Annotated in this window: 22 protein-coding genes and 1 tRNA gene; 12 read left to right on the top strand and 11 right to left on the bottom strand. The window is 68.6% G+C overall.

All coding sequences use genetic code 11. From position 1 onward, the window contains the following. Positions 1–149: 149 nt before the first annotated feature. Both AC3WLD_RS16870 and AC3WLD_RS16865 read right to left on the bottom strand, forming a co-directional pair. Entirely contained in the window at positions 150–1,523 is a 1,374-nt protein-coding gene (locus AC3WLD_RS16870; RefSeq protein ID WP_492558138.1) for a glutamate--cysteine ligase, read from the bottom strand. A gap of 199 nt (positions 1,524–1,722) precedes the next feature. After that, positions 1,723–2,466 (bottom strand): 16S rRNA (uracil(1498)-N(3))-methyltransferase, encoded by a 744-nt coding sequence (locus AC3WLD_RS16865; protein WP_492558137.1) that lies wholly within the window; start codon positions 2,464–2,466, stop codon positions 1,723–1,725. Positions 2,467–2,684: 218 nt separating this feature from the next. Here AC3WLD_RS16865 and smpB point away from each other — a divergent pair, with 218 nt between their 5' ends. The 5 genes from smpB to AC3WLD_RS16840 all read left to right on the top strand — a co-directional run bounded on the left by smpB (position 2,685) and on the right by AC3WLD_RS16840 (position 7,991). Beyond that, positions 2,685–3,167, top strand: a complete 483-nt coding sequence (gene smpB, locus AC3WLD_RS16860; protein ID WP_492558136.1) for an SsrA-binding protein SmpB — start codon at positions 2,685–2,687, stop codon at positions 3,165–3,167. Continuing rightward, a complete protein-coding gene (locus tag AC3WLD_RS16855; RefSeq protein WP_492558135.1) occupies positions 3,164–3,742 on the top strand; it encodes a DUF2062 domain-containing protein in 579 nt (192 codons plus the stop codon). The genes smpB and AC3WLD_RS16855 overlap by 4 nt, the downstream gene beginning before the upstream one ends. Next, a complete protein-coding gene (locus AC3WLD_RS16850; protein ID WP_492558134.1) occupies positions 3,739–6,159 on the top strand; it encodes a hybrid sensor histidine kinase/response regulator in 2,421 nt (806 codons plus the stop codon). The genes AC3WLD_RS16855 and AC3WLD_RS16850 overlap by 4 nt, the downstream gene beginning before the upstream one ends. Before the next feature lie 149 nt (positions 6,160–6,308). After that, positions 6,309–7,379, top strand: a complete 1,071-nt coding sequence (recA, locus tag AC3WLD_RS16845; protein ID WP_492558133.1) for a recombinase RecA — start codon at positions 6,309–6,311, stop codon at positions 7,377–7,379. Between the two features lie 150 nt (positions 7,380–7,529). Beyond that, a complete protein-coding gene (locus tag AC3WLD_RS16840; protein ID WP_492558132.1) occupies positions 7,530–7,991 on the top strand; it encodes a hypothetical protein in 462 nt (153 codons plus the stop codon). Positions 7,992–8,013: 22 nt separating this feature from the next. Here the strand turns inward: AC3WLD_RS16840 and AC3WLD_RS16835 are convergent, their stop codons facing one another. Next, entirely contained in the window at positions 8,014–10,074 is a 2,061-nt protein-coding gene (locus tag AC3WLD_RS16835) for an elongation factor G (RefSeq protein WP_492558131.1), read from the bottom strand. A gap of 112 nt (positions 10,075–10,186) precedes the next feature. Between AC3WLD_RS16835 and AC3WLD_RS16830 the strand changes: the two genes are divergently transcribed. The 3 genes from AC3WLD_RS16830 to alaS are packed head-to-tail and all read left to right on the top strand — an operon-like array spanning position 10,187 to position 14,595. Continuing rightward, the gene (locus AC3WLD_RS16830; protein WP_492558130.1) at positions 10,187–11,014 is read left to right on the top strand and encodes a class I SAM-dependent methyltransferase; all 828 of its coding nucleotides are present in this window, start codon (positions 10,187–10,189) and stop codon (positions 11,012–11,014) included. Beyond that, on the top strand, positions 11,011–11,940 hold the full coding sequence (locus tag AC3WLD_RS16825; protein ID WP_492558129.1) for a diacylglycerol/lipid kinase family protein: 930 nt from the start codon (positions 11,011–11,013) through the stop codon (positions 11,938–11,940). Before AC3WLD_RS16830 ends, AC3WLD_RS16825 begins: the two co-directional genes overlap by 4 nt. A 9-nt stretch (positions 11,941–11,949) precedes the next feature. Then, positions 11,950–14,595 (top strand): alanine--tRNA ligase, encoded by a 2,646-nt coding sequence (alaS, locus tag AC3WLD_RS16820; protein ID WP_492558128.1) that lies wholly within the window; start codon positions 11,950–11,952, stop codon positions 14,593–14,595. A gap of 82 nt (positions 14,596–14,677) precedes the next feature. Here alaS and AC3WLD_RS16815 read toward each other — a convergent pair whose 3' ends face one another. Further along, positions 14,678–14,845 carry a hypothetical protein gene (locus AC3WLD_RS16815; RefSeq protein WP_492558127.1) on the bottom strand — a complete coding sequence of 56 codons (168 nt, stop codon included), beginning with the start codon at positions 14,843–14,845 and terminating at the stop codon, positions 14,678–14,680. Positions 14,846–14,951: 106 nt separating this feature from the next. Between AC3WLD_RS16815 and AC3WLD_RS16810 the strand changes: the two genes are divergently transcribed. Beyond that, entirely contained in the window at positions 14,952–15,890 is a 939-nt protein-coding gene (locus AC3WLD_RS16810; protein WP_492558126.1) for a glutaminase, read from the top strand. 114 nt (positions 15,891–16,004) lie between these two features. On the opposite strand, the gene AC3WLD_RS16805 is transcribed toward AC3WLD_RS16810, so the two are convergent. The 3 genes from AC3WLD_RS16805 to AC3WLD_RS16795 form a co-directional block, all read right to left on the bottom strand. Continuing rightward, positions 16,005–17,042, bottom strand: a complete 1,038-nt coding sequence (locus AC3WLD_RS16805) for an aspartate-semialdehyde dehydrogenase (RefSeq protein ID WP_492558125.1) — start codon at positions 17,040–17,042, stop codon at positions 16,005–16,007. A gap of 425 nt (positions 17,043–17,467) precedes the next feature. Continuing rightward, on the bottom strand, positions 17,468–19,246 hold the full coding sequence (locus AC3WLD_RS16800; protein ID WP_492558124.1) for a cation:proton antiporter domain-containing protein: 1,779 nt from the start codon (positions 19,244–19,246) through the stop codon (positions 17,468–17,470). A 205-nt stretch (positions 19,247–19,451) separates the two neighbouring features. After that, entirely contained in the window at positions 19,452–20,675 is a 1,224-nt protein-coding gene (locus AC3WLD_RS16795) for an NADP-dependent isocitrate dehydrogenase (protein ID WP_492558123.1), read from the bottom strand. Positions 20,676–20,843: 168 nt separating this feature from the next. Between AC3WLD_RS16795 and AC3WLD_RS16790 the strand changes: the two genes are divergently transcribed. Beyond that, positions 20,844–21,602 (top strand): crotonase/enoyl-CoA hydratase family protein, encoded by a 759-nt coding sequence (locus AC3WLD_RS16790; RefSeq protein ID WP_492558122.1) that lies wholly within the window; start codon positions 20,844–20,846, stop codon positions 21,600–21,602. 82 nt (positions 21,603–21,684) lie between these two features. Here AC3WLD_RS16790 and AC3WLD_RS16785 read toward each other — a convergent pair. Continuing rightward, positions 21,685–21,759 (bottom strand) — tRNA-Val (locus AC3WLD_RS16785). An 83-nt stretch (positions 21,760–21,842) separates the two neighbouring features. Beyond that, complete coding sequence (gene cpdR / locus AC3WLD_RS16780; RefSeq protein ID WP_492558121.1) at positions 21,843–22,217, bottom strand: cell cycle two-component system response regulator CpdR; 375 nt, start codon at positions 22,215–22,217, stop codon at positions 21,843–21,845. A 138-nt stretch (positions 22,218–22,355) separates the two neighbouring features. Here cpdR and AC3WLD_RS16775 point away from each other — a divergent pair, with 138 nt between their 5' ends. Then, on the top strand, positions 22,356–23,345 hold the full coding sequence (locus tag AC3WLD_RS16775) for an N-formylglutamate amidohydrolase (RefSeq protein WP_492558120.1): 990 nt from the start codon (positions 22,356–22,358) through the stop codon (positions 23,343–23,345). 241 nt (positions 23,346–23,586) lie between these two features. On the opposite strand, the gene AC3WLD_RS16770 is transcribed toward AC3WLD_RS16775, so the two are convergent. Further along, complete coding sequence (locus AC3WLD_RS16770) at positions 23,587–24,381, bottom strand: SapC family protein (RefSeq protein WP_492558119.1); 795 nt, start codon at positions 24,379–24,381, stop codon at positions 23,587–23,589. A gap of 112 nt (positions 24,382–24,493) precedes the next feature. Then, positions 24,494–25,909 (bottom strand): FAD-binding oxidoreductase, encoded by a 1,416-nt coding sequence (locus AC3WLD_RS16765; protein ID WP_492558118.1) that lies wholly within the window; start codon positions 25,907–25,909, stop codon positions 24,494–24,496. Positions 25,910–26,090: 181 nt separating this feature from the next. Between AC3WLD_RS16765 and AC3WLD_RS16760 the strand changes: the two genes are divergently transcribed. Further along, complete coding sequence (locus tag AC3WLD_RS16760) at positions 26,091–26,672, top strand: hypothetical protein (protein WP_492558117.1); 582 nt, start codon at positions 26,091–26,093, stop codon at positions 26,670–26,672. Positions 26,673–26,696: the final 24 nt, after the last annotated feature.

Raw genomic sequence — 26,696 nt, 5'->3', positions numbered from 1 at the left:
CCTCACGCACCAAAGACCGCGATCAGACCCTTCGCACCCCCTTCAGGCCGAAAACAGCGAGTTCTTCGAGGTGTCCACCTTGCGCATCAGCGGGCGGATCGCGGCGAGGTTCTCCTCCGGCACGCGGAAATGGCCGATGACGAGGATCATCAGAAGCTCTTGTCCTCGTACACCCGCGAGAGGTCGCCGCCCCATTCGCCGTGGTAGAGGTCGAGCAGCTTCTCCGCCGGGGTCTTGCCGCGGGCGAGGATGTCCTCGAGCGGCTGGAGGAAGCCGGTTTCGTTGTCGCCGCCGGCGTTGAGCTTGCCGCGCGCGGAGAGGCCGGCTTGCGCGATCTTCAGCACCTCCGGCGCGATGTCGCGCAACGTCCCGCCGCCCGGCAAGGGCGCATCGAGGCCAAGCTTCGGCACTTCGGAGCGGAGCCGTTCGCGCCCGTCCATGTCCCAGCCCTTGACGAGGTCCCACGCCGCGTCGAGCGCACCCTGGTCATAGAGCAGGCCGACCCAGAACGCCGGGAGCGCGCAGATCCGGCTCCACGGCCCGCCGTCGGCGCCGCGCATTTCGAGGAAGGACTTGAGCCGCACTTCGGGGAAGGCGGTGGAGAGGTGGTCGATCCAGTCCGACTTCAGCGGCTTTTCGCCGGGCAGCGCGGGCAGCTTGCCATCGAGGAAGTCGCGGAACGACTGGCCCGCGGCGTCGATGTATTTCCCGTCGCGGAACACGAAGTACATCGGCACGTCGAGCATGTAGTCGACATAGCGTTCGTAGCCGAACCCGTCCTCGAACACGAACGGCAGCATCCCGGTGCGGTGCGGATCGGTGTCGGACCAGATGTGGCTGCGGTAGGACAGCATGCCGTTGGGCTTGCCCTCGAGGAACGGCGAGTTGGCGAACAGCGCGGTCGCCAGCGGCTGGAGGGCGAGGCCGACGCGGAACTTCTGCGCCATGTCCGCCTCGCTCGAATAGTCGAGGTTGACCTGGATGGTGCAGGTCCGCAGCATCATGTCGAGGCCCATGCTGCCGACCCGCGGCATATGGCGCAGCATGATCGCATAGCGGCCCTTGGGCATGATCGGCAGCTCGTCGCGGCGCTTGTCGGGCCACAGCCCGACGCCGAGATAGCCGAGGCCGAGCCGGTCACCGATCTGCTTGACCTGGGCGAGGTGGCGCCCCGTCTCCTCGCAGGTTTCGTGCAGGTTCTCGAGCGGGGCGCCCGACAGTTCGAGCTGGCCCGCCGGTTCGAGGCTGACGGTGCCGTCGGGCCCGGCCATGGCGATGACGTTGCCGCCCTCTTCGATCGGGGTCCAGCCGAACTCGGTCAGCGCCATCAGCAGGTCGCGGATTCCGCCGGGCTCGTCATAGGACGGCGCGCGGCGGTCGGCGGTGCGATAGACGAACTTTTCGTGCTCGGTCCCGATCCGCCAGGCCTCGCGTGGCTTTTCGCCCTTCTGCATCGGCGCGACCAGCTGGTCGCGGCTCTCGATCACCGGATCGTTGCGATTTGAAACCTGCCGCGTGCTCATGGCGCGCGAGTTAATGCGGAACCGGCGGGGTGGAAAGCGAAATTGCTGGAATGGTGTATTGCAAAAATGGAGGGTCAAACTTCGTCATTGCGAGCGGCCGCAGGTCGCGAGGCAATCCGCGGGACTCGCTGCACCGGCTGGATTGCTTCCCCCCGCCTTCGCGGGGCTCGCAATGACGACGCGTCGGGAGAGGCACCGCCTACCAATCCCCGCGCACCCCCATCCACAGCGCGGTGGCGGCAATGGCGGCGGTTTCGCCGCGCAGGATGCGGGGGCCGAGAGTGATGGCGCTCGCCGCCGGGTGGGCGCGGATCGCGGCGCGTTCGGCCTCGTCGAAGCCGCCTTCGGGGCCGATCAGCAGCGCGGCCGGGCCCGGGTGCGCGGCGAACGCGGCAGCGGCGGGCGCGCCGCCCTGCTCGTCGGCGAAGAACAGGGCGCGGCCTTCGGGCCAGCCCTTCAGCAGGGCGTCGAGCTTCGCGGTGTCGTGCAGGACCGGCAGCGCGGTGCGCGCGCATTGCTCGGCGGCTTCGGTGACGATGGTCCGGGCGCGCTCCGGGTTGAGCTTGTCGGCGACGCAGCGCCGGGTCAGCACCGGGCGGACTTCGGCGACGCCCAGCTCGGTCGCCTTTTCCAGCACGAGGTCGAAGTTCGGCTTCTTGAGCAGCGCGGCGCACAGCCACAGGTCGGGCACGGCCTCGCGTTTGCGGGTGCGCGATTCGACGGCAAGGACCACGCTCCGCTTGCCCGCCTCGCTCACCCGCGCGACCCATTCGCCGGTTGCGTCGTCGCACAGCATTACTGCGTCGCCCGGCGCGACCCGCATGACCTTGCCGAGATAGTGCGCCTGCCCGCCTTCGAGCACCACGGCAGCCCCTTCGGACAGCGGTCCGGCAACGAACAGGCGCGGCGCGCTGCGCGGGGGCCAGGCGGGGGTGGCGGGCATGAGCCCTCTCTAGCGCGCAACCGCGGCACTCTCCAGCCGCCCGTGCTGAGCTCGTCGAAGCACCGCACTTTCTTTTCAGGCCGCGAAAGGAAGAACTGTCCTTCGACAGGCTCAGGACGAGCGGTGGAGGATTAGGTGGGGTTATTCGGTTCATTCGCAAGAAAGCCGGAATTGGCGAGTTTATTTCTTCACGCACTGTCCCTACATGCCGACGAACGATGGCCCGCCCCACACATCCCGAGTTCGACAAGAAGAAGGTCGTCGCCGAGAACCGCCGCGCGCGGTTCGAGTATGCGATCGACGATGTCTACGAAGCCGGCATCGTCCTCACCGGCACCGAGGTGAAGTCCCTGCGCTTCGGCGAAGGCTCGATCGCCGAAAGCTATGCCGAGGTGAAGGGCGGCGAGATCTGGCTGGTCAACTCGAACGTGCCCGAATTCAGCCACGGCAACCGCTTCAACCACCAGCCCAAGCGTCCGCGCAAGCTGCTGATGAAGGAGCGCGAGATCGCCAAGCTCCACGGCGCGGTCGAGCGCAAGGGGATGACGCTGGTCCCGCTGTCGATCTATTTCAACGGTCGCGGCCGGGCCAAGGTCGAGCTGGCGCTGGCCAAGGGCAAGAACAACGCCGACAAGCGCGCGACGATCAAGGAACGCGATTGGAAGCGCGAAGCCGCGCGGCTTTTGCGCGACCGCGGATGAGCGCCACGCGCCCGCCCCTTGTCAGCCGGATTGCCGCGTGGGCACACCGCAGCATGCCCAAGCGCGAGGAGCTTGAGGGCAATCGCTGGATCGGTCCGTTCGCCCGCCGGCCCGAGCTGTGGCGTTTTACCCGTCGCTCGGTCCCGCGCGGTGTCGCTGTCGGGCTGCTCGTCGGGATCTTTGCGCTGATACCCGGCATCCAGATCATCGGTGCGGCGCTGTGCTGCGTGCCGGTCCGCGGGAACATCCCGATCGCGGCAGCGATGACCTTCCTGTCGAACCCGGCGACGACCCCGCTGATCCTCGCCGCCTCGATCTTCGTCGGCAACAAGTTCGGGTTTCATGCCGACCTTTCGACGTTCTATGCGCTGTACGAGCGCGGCGCGGGCGTGGGCGACTGGCTCGGCTGGCTGCTGTCCGACGCCGCGCCGGCGCTCGTTTTCGGGCTGTTCGTCATTTCCACGGTCGCGGCCGCCATCGGCTATGTCGTGGCACTGGTGACGTGGCGCTGGTGGACCGCGCACAAGCGCAAGACCCGGCTCGCGCGCGCCGCCGCGCAGGATTTCCCTGAATGAGTGCCGCAGCCGAGGACGGGCGCGCGCCCCTCCCGGCGCGCGACATCGGCCTGCTCCTGCTCGCGCTGGTGGTCACCGACGGGCTGCTCTGGCTGGGCACCGGCGAGTGGCTGGTCGCGCTCGCCTTTGCCGCCGGCACGCTCGCGCTGGCCGCCGCGGCGCGGGTCGTGATCGCCGCCCGCCCCGCTGCCGCCGCGCCCGATTTTGCCGCGCCCGACTGGTCGGTGACGCATGTCGCGATCGACCGCCCGGATCTCGCCGTCGCGGTCACCGACCGGGCGGGGCGCCTCGTCTGCGCCAGCCCCAGCTTCGAGGCGTGGTTCGGAGCCGGCGCCGCCCCGCCGCGCCTGCCGCTGGAACAGGCCTCGCTCGAACGGCTGGAAAATGCCGCCCGCGTCGCCTGGCGCGACGGGGAGGGCAAGGCTGATCCGCTGGAGAACGCCGAGGGGCGCTGGCGCTGCGAGGTGCTGCGCGCCGGCCGGGGCGAAGACTACCTCGTCTGGCGTATTGCCGCGCTGCAGACGGTCGACCTGGTCGCCCAGCTGTCCGGCCATGTCGCGGGCAAGCTCGGCCGTGCGCTTGCCGCGCAAGGCATCCAGGCGGCGCTGGTCTCGCCCGAGGGCACGGTCCATGCCGCCAACCCCGCCTTCGCGCTGCGCGCCGCGGGCGACGAGAACGCGCCGGTCGCGGGCAGCGACTTCGTCGCCTACCTCCGCTCCGACGAGGACGAGCGCATCCTCTACGCCCGCGAGGGGCGCAAGGGCACCCCGCTGCGCCTGCTCCACGTGCCCGTCGCCGATCCCGACAGCGGCTTCGATCCCGACCCCGCCGTCACCAGTTCGCTGATGCTGCTGATCGACGACGAGGCCGCTCTGGGCGAGGTCCGCACCGGCCTCCCGCAGATCGAGGCGCTTCTCGCCCGGCTGCCGCTGGGCCTGGCAATGTGCGACCGCGATGGCCGCTTCCTGTTCGCCAACGAGGCGTTCCTGCGCGCGGCCGGCCATCCCGACCCGGTCGCGCCGCCCTATCCGTCGGACCTCGTGATCCGCGAGGACAAGGGCGCGCTGGCCGATGCGGTGCGCCGTTATGCGCAAGGCGCGCCGACTCGCGGCGACGTGGCGGTGCGGCTGCTGACCGCGCCCGAGGACCCGGTTTCGCTGAGCCTTGCCGGGGTGCGCGGGCTGGGCGAGGGCTCGGTGCTGCTCAGCCTCAAGGACTCGAGCGAGGAAACCCGGCTCAAGCGCGAGATCGCCCAGGCGACCAAGATGCAGGCGGTCGGCCAGCTGGCCGGCGGCGTCGCGCACGACTTCAACAACGTGCTGACCGCGATCATCGGCTACTGCGATCTCATGTTGATGCGCCACACGCCGGGCGATTCCGACTTCGACGACATCCAGCACATCCGCGCCAACTCCAACCGCGCCGCGAGCCTCACCCGCCAGCTCCTTGCGTTCTCGCGCCAGCAGACACTGCGCCCCGAAGTGCTTCAGCTGCCCGACGTGGTTTCGGAAGTCTCGACCCTGCTCAAGCGGCTGCTGGGCGAAAAGATCCAGTTCGTGGTCACGCACGACCGCGACCTGGGTTCGGTCAGGGCCGACCCGGTCCAGCTCGAACAGGTGCTGCTCAACCTTGCAGTCAACGCACGCGACGCGATCGAGGCGCGGATCGCGGAGGGCAAGTCCAGGGACGCGGGCAAGCTGCGCCTCGCCACCCGGCGCATCACCGCGGCCGACGTGCGGGCCATGCGCAGCGAGATCCTCCCCATCGGCGACTATGTCGCGCTGGTGGTCGAAGACAACGGCACCGGGATCAAGGCCGACCTCGTCGGCAAGATCTTCGAGCCGTTCTTCACGACCAAGGAGAAGGGCAAGGGCACCGGGCTCGGCCTTTCGACCGTGTACGGCATCGTCAAGCAGTCGGGAGGATTCATCTTCGCCGAGAGCGAGCTGGGGCGCGGGACCAAGTTCACGATCTATTTCCCGGTCCATCATGCCGACCCGGCCGATCTGGTCGTCGCCGCGAAAAAGCCCGAACCGAAGCGCGAATGGTCGGGCGGCGGGAAGATCCTGCTGGTCGAGGACGAGGACACCGTCCGCGCCGTGGCCGAGCGCGCGCTGGCGCGGCAGGGCTACGAGGTGACCACCGCGGCCGACGGCGAGGAGGGGCTCGAATACGTCCGCCTTGGCCGACAGTACGACCTCGTCGTGTCCGACGTGGTCATGCCGACGATGGACGGCCCGGCGATGGCCCGGGAGATTCGCGCGCTGCGGCCCGAGCTCCCGGTGATCTTCATGTCGGGCTATGCCGAGGAACAGCTGCGCCGCGAGATAGATATCCCCAACATGCATTTCCTCGCCAAGCCGTTCTCGGTTCAGCAGATCGCCGATGCGGTCGAGATGGTGCTGCGCGGCGGCTGACCTGAACGGCGGAAATCCGCCATTTCCGGCAAGACCGTTCGGGATCGGATGGAAATTTTCGTTCCCCCCTTGTTCCAACAGAACAAACCGCGTACACGAGCGGTGTTGACGGTTCAGGTCAGCCATCTCTAGGCAAGGAGGGTCAGCCCATGGCGGCGCAGCTCAAGCTCATTCAGGAAGGCAAAGAAAAGGACATGGACCGTCAGAAGGCGCTGGAAGCGGCGCTCGCGCAGATCGACCGCGCGTTCGGCAAGGGCTCGGCGATGAAGCTCGGCTCGAAGGAGGCGATGCAGGTCGAGGCGATTTCCACGGGATCGCTCGGGCTCGACATCGCGCTCGGCGTCGGCGGCCTGCCGCGCGGCCGGGTGATCGAAGTCTACGGGCCGGAAAGCTCGGGCAAGACCACGCTCGCACTCCACGTGATTGCCGAGGCGCAGAAGACCGGCGGCACCGCCGCGTTCATCGACGCCGAACATGCGCTCGACCCGGTCTATGCCAAGAAGCTCGGCGTCAACATCGACGAACTGATCGTCTCGCAGCCCGACACCGGCGAACAGGCGCTCGAGATTACCGACACCCTCGTGCGCTCCAACGCGATCGACGTGCTGGTGGTCGATTCGGTCGCCGCGCTGGTCCCCCGCGCGGAAATCGAGGGCGAGATGGGCGACAGCCACGTCGGCCTCCAGGCCCGCCTGATGTCGCAGTCGCTGCGCAAGCTGACCGGTTCGATCAGCCGCTCGCGCTGCATGGTGATCTTCATCAACCAGCTGCGCATGAAGATCGGGGTGATGTACGGCAACCCGGAAACCACCACCGGCGGCAACGCGCTCAAGTTCTATGCCTCGGTCCGCCTCGACATCCGCCGCACCGGCCAGATCAAGGACCGCGACGACATCGTCGGCAACGCCACCCGCGTGAAGGTCGTCAAGAACAAGGTCGCCCCGCCGTTCAAGCAGGTCGAATTCGACATCATGTACGGCGAAGGCATCTCCAAGATCGGCGAGATCCTCGACCTCGGGGTCAAGGCCGGCCTCGTCGAAAAGTCGGGTGCGTGGTTCAGCTACGACAGCATCCGCATCGGCCAGGGCCGCGAAAACGCCAAGACTTACCTGCGCGAGCATCCCGATGTTTGCGACCGGTTGGAAGCCGCGATCCGCGGCCGCACCGACCAGGTTGCCGAGGAGATGATGACGGGTCCGGACGCGGACGACGACATCTGATCCTCAAGGCGCGGGGTAGCATCCCCCCGCATTGTCCCCGCGCCAGTCCAAAGACCGGCGCGCTCCCCGGCAGGAGCGCGCCGGTTTCGGTGTGTGAGCCGGCCTTGCCAGTGCTCTCCATCCGACTAGGATCGCCGCGGGGAGGGAAAGATGGAACCCAGGGCGATTACAGCTTCGGCAGGCAAGGACTTGCTTCTCCTCGCCGTCTCCAGCGCCTTCGTGGCCGTGTTTGTCTACCTCGCCTGGCAAGGTGACACTTCGGCAACAATGCTTCTTGGCGGAGGCTTTTTCCTGCTCGGCGTGGTCGTATCTGGCTGGACCCTGCTCAGACCGTTCACGCTGGTTCTCGACGACCAGGGCTGGACGCTGTCCGGAGGAACGACCCGCAAGCCGTTGCGGATGGCATGGTCCGATCTCAGCGAAATTTTCGTATATCGCGTGCCGAAAGGCGGAACGATGATCGGCTATAACGTCAAGGAAAATGCCCGGACGCCAGGCATGACCTTGTCCCGTGCCTTGGGCGCTGACGGCGCAATTCCCGGTTCGTGGCCAATGAAGAAGGCCGAACTGGCGGCGCTGCTGGAGCAGTACCGCCAATTCTACGCCGGCTAAGCCGGCCTCGCGCAGCAACCGCCTATGCCGCCAGCTTGGCCTGCGACTTGACCACCTCCTCGGCCTGCTTGCCCGCCAGCTCGGCGAGGTGATCGAACGCCGCGACATAATGCGCGAGGCCCTGGCTCAGCGAACGCAGTTCGGCGTCGAGCCCGTGCAGACCCGCCTCGGGCAGGGTCGCCTCGATCCGCTCCCACCGCAGCCAATCGGGATGCGGGCCGAGCCCGGCGATCTGGCCTCGGCGCGATGACAGGACCGAACCCGCCTTCGATCCCGTCCCGGCGGGCGTGTCCACGGTCACGCGGCACACCGGTTCGAGCAGGTACGGCGCGGCCTGCGCCAGCGCGTCTGCCATCGCCATCCGGCCAGCCACCCGGAACGCCAGCTCGGAACTGTCGACCGAGTGGAACGAGCCGTCCACCAGCGTGACCGCGACATCGACCACCGGAAAGCCCAGCGGTCCCTTCTCCATCGCGTCGCGGACCCCCTGCTCGACCGCCGGGATCCACTGCTTGGGGATGACCCCGCCGGTGATCCGGTCCTCGAACGCGAAGCCTTCGCCGCGCGCCAGTGGCCGCAGCTCGATCGTGCAGTCGCCGTACTGGCCGTGCCCGCCGGACTGCTTCTTGTGCCGCCCGCGCACTTTCGCGCCTTTCCGCACCGACTCCCGGTAGGCGATGCGCGGCGGATGCGAATCGACTGCCACGCCATAGCGCCGCGAGAGCCGGGCCAGCACGACGCCAAGATGCTCGTCGTTGATCCCGCGCAGCAGGGTCTCGTGGCTCGCTTCGTCCTGCGACCATTCGAGCGCCGGGTCCTCCTCGCACAGGCGATGGAGCGCGGTCGAGAGCTTGACGTCGTCCTTGCGGTCGCGCGTCGTCACCGCGATCGCCGCGTTGCGCGGCGGGTATTCGACCGGCATGTCGCCTGCCAGCGCCGTGCCCTTCGCGCCGAGCAGCGCGCCGCACCGCGCTCCGTCGATCTTGGCCACCGCGACTACGTCGCCCGCACCCGCGCTGGCCAGCTTGGCGGTCTTTTCGCCCTGCACCGCGAACAGCGAGCCGGTCCGCGCCGCCGTGCCTTCAACCACCAGTTCGTCGCCCTCGCGGATCGCGCCGCCGAGCACCCGGCCAAGGGCCAGCCGCCCCATCGCGCCGCCATGAGCGACCTTGAACACATGCAGCGCCGCACCGCCGTCCACGCCGAGCCGCTTCGCCGCGCCCTCCGGTCCGGGGGCTTCGTGTCGCAGCAGCTTGAGCAGCCGCCGCACGCCGCCACCCGCCTGGGCTGAGCCGAACAGCACCGGCACCACCTTGCCCCGCGCGGTATCGTCGGCAAGGTCCGCCAGCACCATGCCGGCATCGGGCTGCTCGTCCATCAGCAGCGCTTCCATCAGCGCGTCGTCAAAGTCGGCGAGCGTCTCGAGCAGGCGGGTGCGTTCGGTCTTCTCCCGCTCGGCCAGCCCCTCGGGGATTGCGACCAGCTCGGATGGCGCGCCCGGCTTGTAGCGGTAGGCCCGCTCCAGCGCGACATCGACATAGCCGGTCACCTGCTCGCCTTCGCGGATCGGGAATTCGCGGAGCAGCAGCGGCTCGCGGCTCATCGGCTGGAGCGCCTCGAGGATGTCGCGCACCGATCCGGCACGCGCGCCATCCATCTTGTTGACGAAGATCGCATGCGGAAGGCCGATCTCGTCGAGCCGGCGCAACGCGGGGCCGGCCAGCGCGGCGCGGGCCGGGTCGGGATCGACCACCACCACCGCCATGTCGAGCGCCGGCAGCGCGGCGAGCCCGTCGGCGGCGAAGCCCACCCCGCCGGGCGTATCGACAATCGCGAACCGGTCGCCGAGGTAGTCGAAGTGGCAGAGGTTGAGTTCGGTCGAGCCGCGCCGGGTCCGCGCCTCCGGGCTGGCGTCGCCCACGCTGGTCCCGGCCTCGACGCTGCCCTGCCGGGTGATCGCGCCGCTGGCGTAGAGCAGCGCCTCGGCGAGGCTGGTCTTGCCCGTGCCGGCCGGCCCGACCAGCCCGACCGCACGGGTCGCTTTGCTGCCGGAATTGGTTCCGCTGCCCTGGGTGTTGCCCATCGTCCGCTCCTTTCGTGTGTTCTGGAGCGCGCCGGGCTGCGTCGTTGCGCCTGACGCGCAAGATGGAAAGGATGGTCTGCCTCAATCGGGTGAGTCGCAAGGAGAAACTGGCATGGCCGCGACGATGGACTGGCAGGGCGTGACCGGACAAAGCTGGGCCGACGAATGGCGCCGCACCGACCGCAGCTTCGCGGCACTCACCGAGGTGCTGCTGGCGCGGATCGCGGCGGAACCGGGCACGCGAATCCTCGACATCGGCTGCGGCGCGGGCGAGCTGTCGCTGGCGATTGCGGGGGCGCGGCCCGGGGCGGAGGTGCTGGGCGTTGATATTTCGGCGCAGCTCGTCGGCGCGGCGTCCGGGCGTGCGGGCGGGGCGGCTCGCTTTGCTCTCGGCGATGCCGCGATGTGGGATGCGCAGGGCTTCGCGCCCGACCTGCTGGTCTCGCGCCACGGCGTGATGTTCTTCGGCGATTCCGCCGCCGCTTTCGCGCACCTTTCGCGCATCGCCGCGCCGCGCGCGCGACTGGTCTTTTCCTGCTTCCGCGCGCCCGCGCTCAACGGTTGGGCGAGCGAGATCGGCAAGATACTCGCGAACCCCGGCGGACCGCCGCCCGATCCGTTCGCGCCCGGCCCGTTCGCCTTTGCCGATCCGGAGCGGGTTCGCGCTGTTCTGGATGCAGGCTGGACCGACCTCGCCTTCGAGCCCGTCGACTTTCGCTACGTCGCGGGGGAGGGGGAAGACCCGGTCGCCGACGCGGAGGCGTTCTTCGCCCGGATCGGCCCTTTCGCCATGGCGATGCGCGCGCTGCCCGAGGCGGAGCGCCCGGCCCTCGCGGACAGGCTGCGCGAGGTGCTCGAGCGCCACCGCAGCGGCGAGCGGATCGCCTTTCCCGCCGCGGCGTGGATCGTAACCGCCACATCCCGCGTTGGAAGTCCATGAGACCCGCGCCGATCCCGGTCGTGATCAATCGCAGCGGCGGCACTGCGCGCCGGCTGGGCGACGATCTGGAGCGCACGGTGCGTGAGGCCTTCGCCGCGCGGCGGCTGGAGATCGACCTCCACCTCGTCGAGGGCAAGGACCTTGGCGAAACCGTTGGGCGCTTCCGTCGCCGCAGCGTGGTCGCGGTGGGCGGGGGCGACGGGACCATTTCCTCGGCGGCCGCGGTTCTGGCGGGCACGGACACCGCGCTCGCGGTCCTCCCGCTCGGCACGCTCAACCATTTCGCGCACCAGCTGGGCGTGCCGGATTCGCTGGAAGAGGCGGCGGCGATCGCGGGGGGCGGCCATGCCCTGCGGATCGACCTCGCCCGGGTGGGCGAGCGCATCTTCATCAACAATGCCTCGCTCGGCCTTTATCCGGCGATCGTTCGCCAGCGTGACGCGAGCCGCCTGCCGAAGCGGCTGGCGCAGGTCCCGGCGGCGTGGCGGGCGCTGCGCAAGGGGCGCGGGCAATGGTTCGAACTCGCCATCGGCGAACGGCGCGAGCATATCGAGACCCCGATGCTGTTCGTCGGCAACAACCGCTACGATATTGGGCAGGGCGCGGCGGGGGTGCGGGATTCGCTGTCCGACGGCCTGCTCTCGCTCGTCGCGGTCGCGCCGCGCCGCCCGCTGGCGCTGGTCGGCTTCGGCCTGCGCGCCGCTCTCGGCCGCGCCGACCTTGCCCGCGACTTCGGCGAAGTGATCGACGTGGCGAAGTTCGAGCTGCTGGGCGAAGGCTCGATCGACGTCGCCCACGACGGCGAGGTCACCCGCATGGACTTGCCGCTGCGCTTCGAAATCCTCCCCCGCGCGCTGACCGTGATGGCCGGCGATCACGCCCCGAACGGGCGAAACGTGCTTGTTCCGCGCCGAACGCTCGCCTAACTGCGGGCGATGAGCTCGACGAACGAAATCCGCCGGTCCTTCCTCGAATACTTCGGCTCGCAGGGGCACGAAGTGGTGCAGTCTGCGCCGCTGGTTCCCTACAACGATCCGACCCTGATGTTCGTGAACGCGGGCATGGTCCCGTTCAAGAACGTTTTTACCGGGTTGGAGACGCGGTCCGTGCCGCGCGCGACCTCGTCGCAGAAGTGCGTGCGCGCCGGGGGCAAGCACAACGATCTCGACAATGTCGGCTACACCGCGCGGCACCACACGTTCTTCGAGATGCTGGGGAATTTCAGCTTCGGCGACTACTTCAAGGAACAGGCGATCACCCACGCCTGGACCCTACTCACCCGCGAGTGGGGCCTGCCCAGGGACAAGCTGCTCGCCACGGTCTATCACACCGACGACGAGGCGTTCGAGCTGTGGAAGAAGATCGCGGGCCTGCCCGAAGACCGGATCATCCGCATCCCCACGAAGGACAACTTCTGGGCGATGGGCGACGACGGCCCGTGCGGACCGTGCTCGGAAATCTTCTATGACCACGGCGCGCACATCGCCGGTGGCCCCCCGGGCAGCCCGGACGAGGACGGCGATCGGTTCATCGAGATCTGGAATCTCGTGTTCATGCAGTTCGAGCAGGCCGCAGGCGAGATCGTCGGCGAGCTGCCCAAGCCGAGCATCGACACCGGCATGGGGCTGGAACGCGTCGCCGCGGTGCTCCAGGGCGAGCATGACAACTACGACACCGACACCTTCCGCGCGTTGATCGCGGCGAGCGAAAGCCTGACCGGGGTGAAGGCCGAGGGCGAGCAGCGCGCCAGCCACCGGGTGATCGCCGACCACCTGCGCTCGACCAGCTTCCTGCTGGCCGATGGCGTCCTGCCGAGCAACGAAGGGCGCGGCTATGTGCTGCGGCGGATCATGCGGCGGGCGATGCGCCATGCCCACCTGCTCGGCGCAAAGGATCCGCTGATGCACCGGCTGGTCCCGGCGCTGGTCACCGAAATGGGCCAGGCCTATCCCGAGCTCGGCCGCGCCCAGCCGCTGATCGAGGAAACGCTGCAGCGCGAGGAAGTGCAGTTCCGCCGCACCCTGGCCAACGGGCTCAAGCTGCTCGACGAGGCGACCGGCACCATGGGCGAGGGCGGCGAGCTCCCCGGGGAGACCGCGTTCAAGCTCTACGACACCTATGGCTTCCCCTATGACCTGACCGAGGACGCGCTGCGTTCGCGCGGCATTGCGGTCGACCGCGAGGGCTTCGACGCGGCGATGGCGCGGCAGAAGGCGGCGGCGCGGGCGGCGTGGAAGGGCAGCGGCCAGGCCGCCGATGGCGAAGTGTGGTTCGATATTGCCGAGCGCGTCGGCGCGACCGAATTCACCGGCTACACCGCCACCACCGGCGAGGCGCAGGTCGTCGCGCTGGTGCGGGACGGCAAGGAAGTCGAGAGCGCCAACGCGGGCGAGGCGGTGACGGTGATCGTCAATCAGACCCCGTTCTACGGCGAAAGCGGCGGCCAGATGGGCGACGCGGGCACGATCTCCGGCGCGAACGGGCTGGCCATCGCCGTGACCGACACCGCCAAGCCGCTTGGCCGGCTGCACGCCCACAACGGCACGGTCGAGGCGGGCACGATCTCGGTCGGCGACGTGGTCAAGCTCGACATCGACGTCGAGCGCCGCGACGCGATCCGCGCCAACCACTCGGCCACGCACCTGCTCCACGCGGCGCTGCGCCACCGGCTGGGCGCGCACGTCACGCAGAAGGGCAGCCTCGTCGCGCCCGATCGCCTGCGCTTCGACTACTCGCACCCGGCGGCGCTGTCGGCCGACGACATCGCCGCGATCGAGGCCGAGGTGAACGCCGAAGTGCGCGCCAACGAGCCGGTCTCGACCCGCCTGATGAGCCCCGACGATGCGATCGCCGCAGGGGCGATGGCGCTGTTCGGGGAGAAGTACGGCGACGAGGTGCGCGTGCTCAGCATGGGCCGCGCGACCGACAAGCACTACTCGGTCGAGCTGTGCGGCGGCACCCACGTGCGCGCGCTGGGCGACATCGGGGTGTTCCGTATCGTTTCCGAAAGCGCGGTCAGCTCGGGCGTGCGGCGGATCGAGGCGCTGACGGGCGAGGGCGCGCGGCAGTGGCTGGTGGCCCGCGAAGACGCGCTCAAGGGCACCGCCGCGCTGCTGCGCACCACCCCTGACGAGGTCGAGGCGCGGGTGGCGGCGCTGGTCGACGAACGGCGCAAGCTCGAACGCGAACTGGCCGAGGCGAAGAAGGCTCTGGCGCTGGGCGGCGGCTCGGCGGCGGCGGCGAGCGCGGACGAAGAGGTCGGCGGCGTGAAGTTTTCCGGGCAGGTGCTCGAAGGGCTGGACCCCAAGGAACTGCGCGGCTTGCTCGACCAGGCCAAGCAGCGGCTGGGTTCCGGCGTCGCCGCGATCGTCGCGGTCAATGACGGCAAGGCCAGCATCGCGGCGGCGGTCACGGAAGACCTCGCCGGCAAGTTCAGCGCGGTCGATCTGGTGCGCGCGGGCGTGGAAGCGCTCGGCGGCAAGGGCGGCGGCGGGCGGCCCGACATGGCGCAAGGCGGCGGGCCGGATGGGTCCAGGGCGGCGGAGGCGATTGCGGCGGTGAAAGGCGTGCTCGCTCGCTGAGTCCCCGCGAAGGCGGGGACCTCCAGCCGCATACGGACCGCCCGACCCAAGGAGGCCCCCGCCTGCGCGGGGGCGCAGCCTGCTACTTCCGCGCGTGGGTTTCCTTCTCGCTCCCGCGCGGCAAGTCCTTTTCCGGCGAGGTCGCGTCGGTCACCTGCGGGCGGGTGATCTTGCCTGAGCCTTCGCCCTTGAAGTCCTCAACGGTCTTGCTCGGCTGCATGTCGGGATGGGCGGGGTTGTCGTTGCTCATGGCACTCTCCTTCATGCAATCAACGCCGGGTGCGTGAACAAGGTCCGCAACCCGCCCCTTTCCAAGCGCGTCCTGCCATGAAAGACTGCGGGCAAAGGGGGCAGCCATGGACCTTGCCGCAATCGTCGCCGACATCGCCGCCGAGATGAAGGCCGCGCCCGACCGTGGCCGGGTGGCGGACTACATCCCGCCGCTCGCCTGCGTCGATCCGGGCAAGTTCGGCATCGCGGTGATCCTCGCGGACGGGACGACCTATCTCGGCGGCGATGCCGAGGAGCCGTTCTCGATCCAGTCGATCAGCAAGGTCTTCGCGCTTACCCTGGCACTGGGCGCGGTCGGCGATGCGCTGTGGGAGCGGGTCGGGCGCGAACCTTCGGGCAGCGCGTTCAATTCGATCGTCCAGCTGGAAAGCGAGCATGGCATCCCGCGCAACCCCTTCATCAACGCCGGGGCGATCGTCGTCGCCGATGTGCTACTGAAGAGCTACGCGCCCGCCGAGGTGGTCGCCGAAATGCTCCGTTTCGTCCGCGCGCTGGCCGCGGACGAGGGCATCGCCATCGACGAAAGCGTCGCCCGCGCGGAGCAGGACACGGGCTTCCGCAACTTCGCGCTCGCCAACTACATGCGCTCGTTCGGCAACCTGACGCACCCGGTCGAGCAGGCGCTGTCGGTCTATTTCCATTTCTGCGCGCTGGCGCTGAGCTGCCGCCAACTCGCCGCGGCGGCGCGGTTCCTGATGGCCGACGGACGCAACCCCGCGACCGGCCTCGCCGTGGTCACCCCGCAGCGGGCGCGGCGGATCAACGCGCTGATGATGCTGTGCGGGCACTACGACAATTCGGGCGAGTTCGCCTTCCGCACCGGGCTTCCCGGCAAGTCGGGCGTCGGCGGCGGGATCATGGCGGTCGCGCCGGGTATCGCCTCGGTCGCAGTGTGGTCGCCGGGGCTCAACGCCAAGGGCAATTCGCAGCTCGGCACGCTGGCGCTGGAGCGGCTGGCGCAGCGCACCGGGTGGTCGGTGTTCGAGCCGGTGGCGGACCGGTAGGTTTCAAGACACTTTGCGCCCCCGCGAAGGCGGGGGCCTCCATCGATCACCCGGTCCGCTTGAACGATGGAGGTCCCCGCCTGCGCGGGGACGCAGCAAGTTTTTCGTGCTCCGTTACCTCAGCAGCACTTCCGCGATCTGTACCGCGTTCAGCGCCGCGCCCTTGCGCAGGTTGTCGCCGACCACGAACAGCGCGAGGCCATGCGCGACCGAGCGGTCGGGGCGGACGCGGCCGACGTAGACCGGGTCCTGGCCGGCAGCGGTCAGCGGGTTGGCGACGTCGTCGATCACCACGCCCGGCGCGGCGCGCAGCAGGTCGAGCGCCTGCTCGGCCGAGATCGCGTTGTCGAACTCGGCGTTGATCGACAGGGCATGGCCGGTGAACACCGGCACCCGCACGCAGGTACCCGAGACGGCGAGGTCCGGCAGGTTCAGGATCTTGCGGCTCTCGTCGCGCAGCTTGAGCTCTTCCTCGGTGTAGCCGTCCTCGCCCAGCACGTAGTTGAGCGGCACGACGTTGAAGCCGATCGGCACCGCCCACTTGCGCGGCGTGCCAAGGTCCACCGACGAACCGTCGCGCGCCAGCTTCTCGCACTCGGCGGCGCCGGCCTTGATCTGCTCGGCGAGTTCCTCGACCCCGGCCATGCCGCCGCCCGACACCGCCTGGTAGGTGCTCGCCACCAGCCGCTTGAGGCCGGCGGCGGCGTGGAGGGGCTTGAGCACCGGCATCGCCGCCATCGTGGTGCAGTTGGGGTTTGCGATGATCCCCTTGGGAAGCACTTCGAGCGCTTCGGGGTTCACTTCGGCGACGACCAGCGGCACCTCAGGATCGCTGCGCCACGCGCTCGAATTGTCGATGACAATGCCGCCCGCCGCCGCCACCTTGGGCGCGAGCGCCTTCGAGGTCGAGCCGCCGGCCGAGAAGAACACGATGTCGAGCCCGGCGAAGTCGGCGGTCTCGGCGTCTTCCACCACGACATCGGCCTCACCGACCTTCACGGTGGACCCGGCCGAACGGGCCGAGGCGAACAGGCGGACGCTCGAGAACGGGAAATTCCGCTCTTCCAGCAGCTCGCGCATCATCGATCCGACGAGGCCGGTCGCGCCGACTATGCCGACGGCGGGGCGGGCGGGGAGGTTGTGAAGGGGCATGTCTCGTTCGTCTCCTGTCGTTGCCGGAGGCGCGCGAGGCTGGGACCGTGTGGAAATTCAGGCCCCGCGCGTCTCGCGGGACCTTGTCCGGATGTTCCCTGTCAGAGCGACAGCGCCAGCCGAACCGTCCCGCGCGTGGCGGTCGGTTTGGTAATAATCGGCGTGGTCGGCTTGGCGGTCATCACGGGCGGGCCGTTAAGAGGCCGGGAAAGGATTGTAAAGCCGATTCGTGCTGCGACGCACAAATGGTGCGTTGATGACCGGTTCCACACACTCCGTCCGTCCTGAGCCCGTCGAAGGACCGTTCTTCTCTTCGGACCCCGCGCCACGCCAAAATGAAAAGCCGACCTTCGACAGGCTCAGGACGGGCGGGTTTGGAGGCTCCGACACGCTCAGGGCGGGCCGGTCAAGGGGAAAGCGCGGCGCTATGCCCCCTTCTCCCGCAGCACCCCGGTCCGCAGGCGCGGCATGGCGGGCAGCTCGCCCTCTTCCATGATCTGGGCGCGGAACTGGTCGCGCTTTTCGTGGATCGAGGCGATCACCGGGCCCATCGCCACGCCCATGTCGACCAGCACCGCCTCCGACAGCTGGAGCGAGCTTTCCAGCGTTTCCGGCACCGCGTCGGTCGCCCCGGCGCGGTAGAGCTCGCCGGCGTGGCGCGGATCGCGGGCGCGGACGATGATCGGCAGCGCCGGGTGTTCGCGGTGAAGCTTCCTGACCATGCGCGAGACCAGTACCGGCTCGTCCATCGTCACGATCAACGCCTGAGCCTGATCGAGCCGCAGCTTGTCGAGCATGGCCTGGTTGGTCACGTTACCGAACAGCACCGGGAATCCCTCGGCCCGCGCCTCTTCGACGATCGCCGGGTCCGAATCGATGCCGACGTACTTGCGGTCGTGCGCTTCGAGCATTTCGCCGACCAGCCGCCCGACGCGGCCGAACCCGAAGATCACCGCACGCTCGGCATCGTCCTCGTCGAGCGGTGCGGCGGTGGCCGCCTCGCTGCCATCGATGCGCCGGGCAAAGGCATGGCCGAGCTTGGCGAGCAGCGGGGTGATGGTCAGGCCGATGGCAGTCACGACCTGCCAGAACTGCGCGGTGTCGGCGAGGATCAGGCCTGCCTGCGCCGCCGTGGCGAGCACGATCAGGGTGGTCTCGGACGGGCTTGCCATGAGGATGCCGGCTTCGACCGCGGTGCCGCGGCGCTTGCCGAAGGCGCGCAGCATGAACCCGGTCACCAGCGCCTTGACCAGCACCACGCCAAGCACCGCCGCGGCCAGCGGGCCGAGGTTGTCCCACACCATGTGCAGGTCGATGCTCATGCCGATGGTGATCAGGAACACGCCGAGCGCGAGGCCCTTGAACGGCGCGGTGATCACCTCGACCTCGCCGTGATATTCGGTTTCGGCGATCAGCAGCCCGGCGAGCAGCGCGCCCATGATCGGCGAGAGCCCGACCGCGGCGGTGGCCAGCGCGGCGATGATCACCACCAGCAGGCTGGCGGACAGGAACAGCTCGGGGCTCTTGGTCCGCGCGGCCTGGGCGAACAGGCGGGGCAGGGCGACCTTGCCGATCACCAGCAGGACGGCAATGACGAGCCCACCCTTCCACAGCGTCTCGACGAGGCTGGGCTGCTGCTCGACCATCGCGAACGGGGCCATCGCGCCGAGCAGGAAGATGATCGGGACCAGTGCGATGTCCTCGAACAGCAGCATCGCCAGCGCGGCGCGGCCGACCGGGGTCTGGGTGCCGGCGATCGGCAGGACCAGCGCGGTCGAGGACAGCGCGAGCGCGAGGCCGAGCCCCATTGCGCCGCCGGCGGTCTCGCCGGTGAAGTAGAGCGCGCCTGCGAGCAGCGTTGCCGCGACGAACAGCTCTGCCGCGCCGAGCCCGAACACCAGCCGCCGCATCGCCCAGAGGCGCGCGAAGGACAGCTCCAGTCCGATCGAGAACAGCAGCAGGATGATCCCGAACTCGGCAAAGGGCTCTATCGCATCCGGCCGGGTGATCGTCAGATAATAGAGCCACGGATGCTCATCGACCAGCGAACCGAGCCCGAACGGCCCGACGAGCACGCCGACCACGATGAATCCGATGATCGGCGTGATGCGGAAGCGGGCAAAGGCCGGAATGACGATCCCTGCTGCGCCGAGAATGACGAGCGCATCGCTGAGCGCATTGGTGGGTTCGAAGTTGACGGCCATGTCTGCCCCTTAAACCGCAAAGCACCGGTGCTGTCACCCGGTCGGCCGCGGAAACCTTCGTGCTGCGACGATGCCGGCCGTTGCCTTCGGCCCCCGTCCTCCCCGGTCAGGCCGGGCATGACGACGGGCTTGGGTAACGAGCGAACCGACGAAAAAGGCCCCGGGTTTCCCCGGGGCCTCTTTGTTGTCAGGCTGACCGGAGGGCTTAGCTCCAGCTGGCCATCTTCTTCTCGAGGTTGTCGACGATCGCCTGGAAGAACACTTCGGTGGTCATCCACGGCTGGCTCGGCCCGATCAGGATGGCGAGGTCCTTGGTCATCGCGCCCTGCTCGACGGTCTCGATGCAAACCTGCTCGAGCGTTTCGGCGAACTTCACCACTTCGGGGGTTTCGTCGAACTTGCCGCGATAGACGAGGCCGCGGGTCCACGCGAAGATCGAGGCGATCGGGTTGGTCGAGGTCGCCTTGCCCTGCTGGTGCTGGCGGTAATGGCGGGTGACGGTGCCGTGGGCGGCTTCCGCCTCCACCGTCTTGCCGTCGGGGCTGAGCAGGACCGAGGTCATCAGGCCGAGCGAGCCGAAGCCCTGCGCCACGGTGTCGGACTGGACGTCGCCGTCGTAGTTCTTGCACGCCCACACGAACTTGCCCGACCACTTGAGCGCCGAGGCGACCATGTCGTCGATCAGGCGATGTTCGTAAACGATGCCGGCGGCCTTAAACTTCTCGGCAAAGCCTTCGGTGTCGAACACTTCCTGGAACAGGTCCTTGAAGCGGCCGTCGTAAGCCTTGAGGATGGTGTTCTTGGTCGACAGGTACACCGGCCAGCCGAGGTTGAGGCCATAGTTGAACGAGGCGCGGGCGAAGTCGCGGATCGAATCGTCGAGGTTGTACATCGCCATCGCGACGCCCGAGCTGGGGAAGTCGAACACGTCGAGGTCGATGGTCTGCCCGTCCGCGCCGTCGAACACCAGGCGCAGCTTGCCGGGGCCGGGGATCAGCGTGTCGGTGGCCTTGTACTGGTCACCGAATGCGTGACGGCCGACGACGATCGGGTCGGTCCAGCCGGGGACCAGGCGCGGGATGTTCTGGATGACGATGGGTTCGCGGAAAACGACGCCGCCGAGGATGTTGCGGATCGTGCCGTTGGGCGACTTCCACATCTTCTTGAGCTTGAATTCCTCGACGCGGGCCTCGTCCGGGGTGATCGTGGCGCACTTCACGCCGACGCCGTACTGCTTGATCGCGTTCGAGGCGTCGACAGTGATCTGGTCGCTGGTCTCGTCGCGCTTTTCGACCGAGAGGTCGTAATACTTCAGGTCGATGTCGAGATAGGGCAGGATCAGCTTTTCGCGGATCCACTGCCAGATGATCCGGGTCATTTCGTCGCCGTCGAGTTCGACGACCGGGTTCTTCACCTTGATCTTGGCCATGATCCGTCCTTTGCCCCTGGGGAATGCGATGCCGGGCGTCCAAGCACAGGTTGCGCGGCGGCGCAAGAACCCCGCTGGATTCCTCGCGATTCGGGCTGGACAGCGCCTTGCGCAGTCGCCAGAAGTCTTAACCGAGCGATTAAATTTTCTGGGAAAGGAAGCACTGCAATGAGCGAGGTCCTCGTCGAAGCCGCTAACGGCGTCCTCACCGTCACGATCAACCGGCCCGAAGCCAAGAATGCGATGACCAAGGCCGCGGCCGAGGGCATTTCCGCAGCGATGGACCAGCTCGATTCGGACAGCAGCCTTTCGGTGGCGATCATCACCGGCGCGGGTGGCACGTTCTGTTCGGGGATGGACCTCAAGGGCTTCCTCCGCGGCGAATCGCCGTCGGTTCGCGGGCGCGGGTTCGGCGGCATTACCGAGCGCGGGCCGAAAAAGCCGTTGATTGCGGCGGTCGATGGCTATGCCTTGGCCGGCGGCATGGAACTGGCCATGGCCTGCGACCTGATCGTCGCTCATTCGGGCGCGAAGTTCGGCATTCCTGAAGCCAAGCGCGGCCTTGCCGCCGCGGCTGGCGGCCTGATCAAGCTGCCCCGCCAGGTTCCGCCGCGGATCGCGATGGAGCTGGCGCTGACCGGTGATTTCGTCGACGCCCGGCGCGCCTATGAACTGGGCTTCGTCAACCGGCTGACCGACGGTCCGGCGCTCGACGCGGCGCGCGAGCTCGCCGCGCGCATCGCCGAGAACGGCCCGCTTGCGCTGGTCGCGTCGAAGGCGATCATTCGCGATTCGCACACCTGGTCGAACGATGAGATGTGGACCAAGCAGGCCGAATACTTGGGCAACCTGTTCAGCACCAACGACGCCCGCGAAGGCGCGCTTGCCTTTGCCGAGAAGCGCAAGCCGAACTGGACGGGCAGCTGAGCTCCGGTTCCCCTCCCGCATGCGGGAGGGGACAAGGCCTGAAACGAAAAAGGCCCCGGGAAACCGGGGCCTTTTCTTCGAATGGTGGGCGTAGCAAGGATTGAACTTGCGACCCCTACGATGTCAACATAGTGCTCTACCACTGAGCTATACGCCCGGCACCATTCGTCTCCGTGGGGCGAACCCCGCGGGCAGGGGAGCGCCATTAGCGAGGCTCCCCCGGCTTGGCAACCCAGAGAATCAGATGCTCGCCTGCACCTGTCCCTCGAACACGCGCTCGACCTCCATCACGAGGTCGCGGAGGTGGAAAGGCTTCGACAGCACGCGGGCCTGCGGCAAGTCGCGGTTGGCCTTGAGCGTGACCGCGGCGAATCCGGTGATGAACATGACCTTGGTCGTCGGGCTCACTTCCGCGCAGCGCTGGGCGAGTTCGATCCCGTCCATCTCAGGCATGACGATGTCCGACAGCAGCAGGTCGAAATGCTCCGCTTCCAGCAGGGGCAGCGCGGCGGTGCCGCGATCGACCGCGGTCACGGAATAGCCGGCATTCTCCAGCGCCCGGGCGAGATAGGCCCGCATCGCGTCTTCGTCTTCGGCCAGGAGTATGCGCAGCATCTGGGGTTCCGTCAGTAACTGGGTCGGCGTCGCAAGCGCGATAACGCACGGCGTGTTAAAATTCTGCCCCGTTAACCCTGCCAATTCCGACCTGCCCGACTTTGACACAAAAGCAATTCACGGGCAGCGTTCCCGGCGATGGCGGAGAACAACCCGAATTCGGGCGATTCGTGGCCGGATTCGGGAGTCCTCAGGGGCGGTTCGGTTCCGGGGCATGAAGGCGTGCCCGCGTTCACCCTGCGCCACCGCGATCCTTCGCCGATCCCGATCCTCATCGCCGTGCCCCACGCCGGCCGCGCCTATGCCTCTTCGCTGCTCGAGCGGATGCGCAATCCGGCCTACGCCACCCCGCGACTCGAGGACCGCTATGTTGACCTCCTGGCGACCGAGGTGGCGAACGAAACGGGCGCTTCGCTGCTCGTCGCCCACGCGCCGCGGGCGATGATCGACCTCAACCGCTGCCCCGAGGATGTCGACTGGGACATGATGGGCATGCCTTCGCCCGATGCCTCGGCCGCGCCGCCACACAAGTTCGCGCGCCGGGCGCGCAGCGGCCTGGGCCTGATCCCGCGCCGCCTGCCCGGGCTGGGCGAGCTGTGGAAGCGGCGGATGGAGCACGAGGAGCTCGAGGCGCGGATCGCCGCGGTCCACGTCCCCTATCACGACGCACTGGGCGAAACGCTCGAGCGGCTCAGGCGGCGGTGGGGCGCGGCGCTGCTGATCGACCTGCACTCGATGCCGCCGCTCAGTCCCCGCAGCGGAATCGATCCACCGCCCGAATTCGTGGTCGGCGACCGCTTCGGCGCGGCCTGCGACGGCACGCTGGTCGCCTCCGCCTTCGGCCATCTGGCGGAGGCCCGGCGGATCGCCGCGCACAACCGGCCCTATGCCGGGGGCTACGTGCTGGAACGGCATGCGGCGCGGCGCCAGGGAATCCATTGCCTGCAGCTGGAGATCGATCGCCAGCGCTATCTCGACTTCCGGATGGTCGAACCGGGTATGGGCTTCGACGACATGGTCGCGCTGCTGACCGGTCTCGTCCGCCGCCTTGCCGGCGACGTCGCCGGACTGGGCCGCGAGTCGGCGCAGGAGCGGACCCGCGACGGCTGGTCGCAGGCGGCCGAGTAAAAGCCCCGCCGGCCAGCCCCGCAACCTTCTAACGGACAAGAAAAAACCACCTGGAGACAAGCTCCAGGTGGCCAAGGTTCAGGGAGGAGGTGCACGAAGTGCACCAGTCACGCCGGGCCATGAGGGGAGCCGCGACGCAACATCAACAAGATAGGTCGCCCCCCGCGGCGGTGCAAGTATCAATTGCACCGTTTTCGCCGCGGCGATTAACGATCCCATCCGGTTCGGTTGTGGCGGTCTCTCAGGCGGCCGGGACCGGGGTGGCGGTCGGGACCGCGCCATCCGGGCCCTTGCCCATGTCGACCTGGCGCGCAAACACCTGGCTCATCAGCTCGAGCGAGAACATGTGCGCGTAGATCAGCGGCAGCAGTCCGTTCTGCGCCCAGCCGCGCAGCACGTCACCGCGGACCTGCGCCAGTTTCTCCTGGTTGATCATCTGGAAGCCGCGATAGATGAACGGGTTTTCGACGCCGTTCTGCTGGATCGCCACTTCGCCTTCCATCAGCAGGTCGTGCTTCTTCAGCTCGTCGAGGAAGGTCTGGGTCTTCTGACCGGCCACTTCGAACTGCTCGCAGAACTGGAGGATGTTGCGGGTGGTCTCGCTCGGCTGGTCGCCATCGAACAGCGGGGCGCCGTCCTCCGATTCGCCGATCACGCCCGAGGACGGATCGAAGCACAGCGAAAGCTCCTCGCTCTGCGGGTTGAGCTTGGCGAGCAGCCACGGATAGCGGCGGACATAGGCCGGCAGGTAGATGTTGGGGGTGATCGTGCCGTCTTCGCCGATGAAGGTGTTGACGCCCTCGTTCAGGCCCATCAGCGCCAGCGGCACGCCGTTCTCGCCCGAGGCGAAGATGATCGGGTAGTGGCGCGAGGCTTGCGGGAATTCCTCGACGGTCAGCGGGATGGCGTGGACGTTGGCGACCCACGGAGCCTTTTCGGCGGCCTTCATCTTCCAGCCGGAATGGTCGCGGCTGTTGAGCGGCATGAGGTCGTTGTAGAACAGCGGAAGCGGGGCAGACTGCGGCGCGCTGGCCATCGGGATTCTCTCCGGTATTGGAAAATTGTCTGGTCGGTGCCTTGCGGGGCGATGACCCGAAAAGCGCGGAACGGCGGCTTTAGGGCTTCGCCGCCCGCTCGGCAAGCGCGGCCTAGACCAGCTTGCCCGGGTTCAGCAGCCGTTGCGGATCGAGCGCCGCCTTGACCTTGCGCAGCAGCGCGAGGTGGACCGGGTCGGCAAGCCGGGCGAGCTCGGCGCGCTTGAGCTGGCCGATGCCGTGCTCGGCGGAGATCGAGCCGCGCCATTCGGTGACCATGTCGTGGACCAGCGCGCTGATCGCCTTGCCCTCGCCGGCCTCCCACGCGGCGCGCTCGCTACCCGCCGGCGCAATGACGTGGAGGTGGATGTTGCCGTCGCCGAGGTGGCCGAAGCCGGCCACCTGCGTTCCGGGAAACGCCGCCATGATCCGCGGTTCGGCGGCCTCGAGGAATGCCGGCATGGCTTCCACCGGCACCGAAATGTCGTGCTGCACCGCCGGGCCGAGCGCCCGCTCGGCCTGGGGCACGGTCTCGCGGATCAGCCACAGCGCCTCGGCCTGCGCTTCGCTGGTGGCGAGCGTTGCGTCTTCCACGATGCCGGCCTCGAACGCGCTTTCGAGCAGGCGGGTGGCGAGCGCATCCAGCCCCTCCGCGCCGTCCGCATCGGCGACCAGCTCGATCAGCGCGTGCCAGGCGTGATTCTCCGCCAGCGGCATCCGCGCGCCTGGCAGGAAATCCATGACCGAGGCGACACAGTGCGCGGGCATGACCTCGAACCCTTCGAGCGCGGGCCCCGCCACCCGCTCCGCATGGAGCAGCAGCGCACGCGCGGCGTGGACCGAGCCGACCCCCGCCCACAGCACCGCCCGCCGCGCCACCGCCGGTTCGAGCTTGAGCGTCGCCGCCGTGACGATGCCGAGCGTGCCCTCCGACCCGATCAGCAGCTGCTTCAGGTCGAACCCGCGGTTGTCCTTCTTGAGCGGGACGAGCTGATCCAGCACCGAACCGTCGGCCAGCACCGCCTCGAGCCCCAGCACCAGCGCGCGCATCGAGCCGTGCCGCAGCACCTGCGTGCCGCCGGCGTTGGTCGAGACGAGCCCGCCGATCGTGGCCGAGCCCTTGCCGCCGAGCGACAGCGGGAAGCGCAGGCCCCTGGCCTCAGCCGCCTCGTGCAGCACCTGGAGGATCACCCCGGCCTCGCAGGTTGCGCTGCGCGTGTCGGCGCTGACCTCGCGGATCGCGTTCATCCGCCGCAGCGAGAGCAGCAGCGCGGTCCCGCTGGTGTCGGGGGTGGCGCCGCCGGACATGCCGCTGTTGCCGCCCTGCGGCACGATCGGCACGCCATGCTCGCCGCACAGCCGGACCAGCGCGGCGACCTCGGCCGTGCTCGCCGGCGAGGCCAGCGCCAGCGCCCGGCCGGTGAAGCGCCCGCGCCAGTCGGTCAGCCACGGCGCGATGGTGTCCGCGTCGGTGGTCAGGCCCTTGTCGCCGAGCACGGCGCGGGCGGCGCTGAGGAAAGCCTCGCTCATCCCGCCAGCGGGTAAGGCGGCAGGGAGGGCAAGGGCAATTCCTTTTTCGCGCGGCGCGAGTTAAGCGGGTGTTCAAGCGGGGGTGGTAACCCACGGGGCACAGGGAATGGTTCCGCAGCGGCCGAAGGGGTTGGCCGGGCGCGGCCGCAACGCAGGACAAGGGCGCAGTCGACCTCGCACGATGCCGAACAGCATGCTCAGCCTCCTTGCGCCGCTTGCGCTGCTCCTGCCGACCGCGCAGGCGGTCGTTCCGGTGCCGGACGAGGCCGCGCGGGCGGAGGTGACCATCGACGAGGAATGGCAGTTCGCCACAGTCGTCGACGGCCCGCCACTCGCCGCGAGCGAAGCCTCGCCGATCCAGTCGCTCCGTCCCATGGCCGAAGGCTTCCGTCCCGACCGGGCGTGGCAGGTGCGGATCGAGCAGCGCCTCGTCATCCGCATCGCCCCGCGCGGCGACATGTTTCCCGACATCCCCAGCGGCCCCGTCGGCCCGCGCTTCAGCGAGCGCAAGACCGGCAAGTGTCTCGCGGTGCAGGGCATCGCCGGGGTCCAGGTGATGGACGACCGGCTGGTCCTGTTCATGCGCGATCGCCGGATCATCGGCGCGAACCTCGAGAAATCCTGCCGCCCGCGGGATTTCTACTCCGGTTTCTATGTCGAGCACACCAGCGACGGGCAGATCTGCGCCGGACGCGACGACGTCCACTCGCGCGCCGGGGCGACCTGCGCGATCACGGGCTTGCGCGAACTGATCCCCAACTGAAGCCGCCGGCGCGCCGGGCCCGAG

The sequence above is a fragment of the Novosphingobium sp. FW305-C-111 genome (assembly GCF_058783565.1).
Note: the sequence above shows the minus strand (reverse complement) of the source record. Positions and strands in the feature narration are given on the sequence as shown.

Excerpts from the sequence above, each read along its gene's own strand:
- AC3WLD_RS16775 (WP_492558120.1), top strand. The coding sequence starts at position 22,356 with ATGGCGGAGAACAACCCGAATTCGGGCGATTCGTGGCCGGATTCGGGA.
- AC3WLD_RS16850 (WP_492558134.1), top strand. The coding sequence starts at position 3,739 with ATGAGTGCCGCAGCCGAGGACGGGCGCGCGCCCCTCCCGGCGCGCGAC.
- recA (WP_492558133.1), top strand. The coding sequence starts at position 6,309 with ATGGCGGCGCAGCTCAAGCTCATTCAGGAAGGCAAAGAAAAGGACATG.
- cpdR (WP_492558121.1), bottom strand. The coding sequence starts at position 22,217 with ATGCTGCGCATACTCCTGGCCGAAGACGAAGACGCGATGCGGGCCTAT.
- AC3WLD_RS16840 (WP_492558132.1), top strand. The coding sequence starts at position 7,530 with ATGGAACCCAGGGCGATTACAGCTTCGGCAGGCAAGGACTTGCTTCTC.
- AC3WLD_RS16815 (WP_492558127.1), bottom strand. The coding sequence starts at position 14,845 with ATGAGCAACGACAACCCCGCCCATCCCGACATGCAGCCGAGCAAGACC.
- AC3WLD_RS16855 (WP_492558135.1), top strand. The coding sequence starts at position 3,164 with ATGAGCGCCACGCGCCCGCCCCTTGTCAGCCGGATTGCCGCGTGGGCA.
- smpB (WP_492558136.1), top strand. The coding sequence starts at position 2,685 with ATGGCCCGCCCCACACATCCCGAGTTCGACAAGAAGAAGGTCGTCGCC.
- AC3WLD_RS16825 (WP_492558129.1), top strand. The coding sequence starts at position 11,011 with ATGAGACCCGCGCCGATCCCGGTCGTGATCAATCGCAGCGGCGGCACT.
- AC3WLD_RS16770 (WP_492558119.1), bottom strand. The coding sequence starts at position 24,381 with ATGGCCAGCGCGCCGCAGTCTGCCCCGCTTCCGCTGTTCTACAACGAC.
- AC3WLD_RS16865 (WP_492558137.1), bottom strand. The coding sequence starts at position 2,466 with ATGCCCGCCACCCCCGCCTGGCCCCCGCGCAGCGCGCCGCGCCTGTTC.
- AC3WLD_RS16830 (WP_492558130.1), top strand. The coding sequence starts at position 10,187 with ATGGCCGCGACGATGGACTGGCAGGGCGTGACCGGACAAAGCTGGGCC.
- AC3WLD_RS16765 (WP_492558118.1), bottom strand. The coding sequence starts at position 25,909 with ATGAGCGAGGCTTTCCTCAGCGCCGCCCGCGCCGTGCTCGGCGACAAG.
- AC3WLD_RS16870 (WP_492558138.1), bottom strand. The coding sequence starts at position 1,523 with ATGAGCACGCGGCAGGTTTCAAATCGCAACGATCCGGTGATCGAGAGC.
- AC3WLD_RS16800 (WP_492558124.1), bottom strand. The coding sequence starts at position 19,246 with ATGGCCGTCAACTTCGAACCCACCAATGCGCTCAGCGATGCGCTCGTC.
- AC3WLD_RS16795 (WP_492558123.1), bottom strand. The coding sequence starts at position 20,675 with ATGGCCAAGATCAAGGTGAAGAACCCGGTCGTCGAACTCGACGGCGAC.
- AC3WLD_RS16835 (WP_492558131.1), bottom strand. The coding sequence starts at position 10,074 with ATGGGCAACACCCAGGGCAGCGGAACCAATTCCGGCAGCAAAGCGACC.
- AC3WLD_RS16805 (WP_492558125.1), bottom strand. The coding sequence starts at position 17,042 with ATGCCCCTTCACAACCTCCCCGCCCGCCCCGCCGTCGGCATAGTCGGC.
- AC3WLD_RS16810 (WP_492558126.1), top strand. The coding sequence starts at position 14,952 with ATGGACCTTGCCGCAATCGTCGCCGACATCGCCGCCGAGATGAAGGCC.
- alaS (WP_492558128.1), top strand. The coding sequence starts at position 11,950 with ATGAGCTCGACGAACGAAATCCGCCGGTCCTTCCTCGAATACTTCGGC.
- AC3WLD_RS16790 (WP_492558122.1), top strand. The coding sequence starts at position 20,844 with ATGAGCGAGGTCCTCGTCGAAGCCGCTAACGGCGTCCTCACCGTCACG.
- AC3WLD_RS16760 (WP_492558117.1), top strand. The coding sequence starts at position 26,091 with ATGCCGAACAGCATGCTCAGCCTCCTTGCGCCGCTTGCGCTGCTCCTG.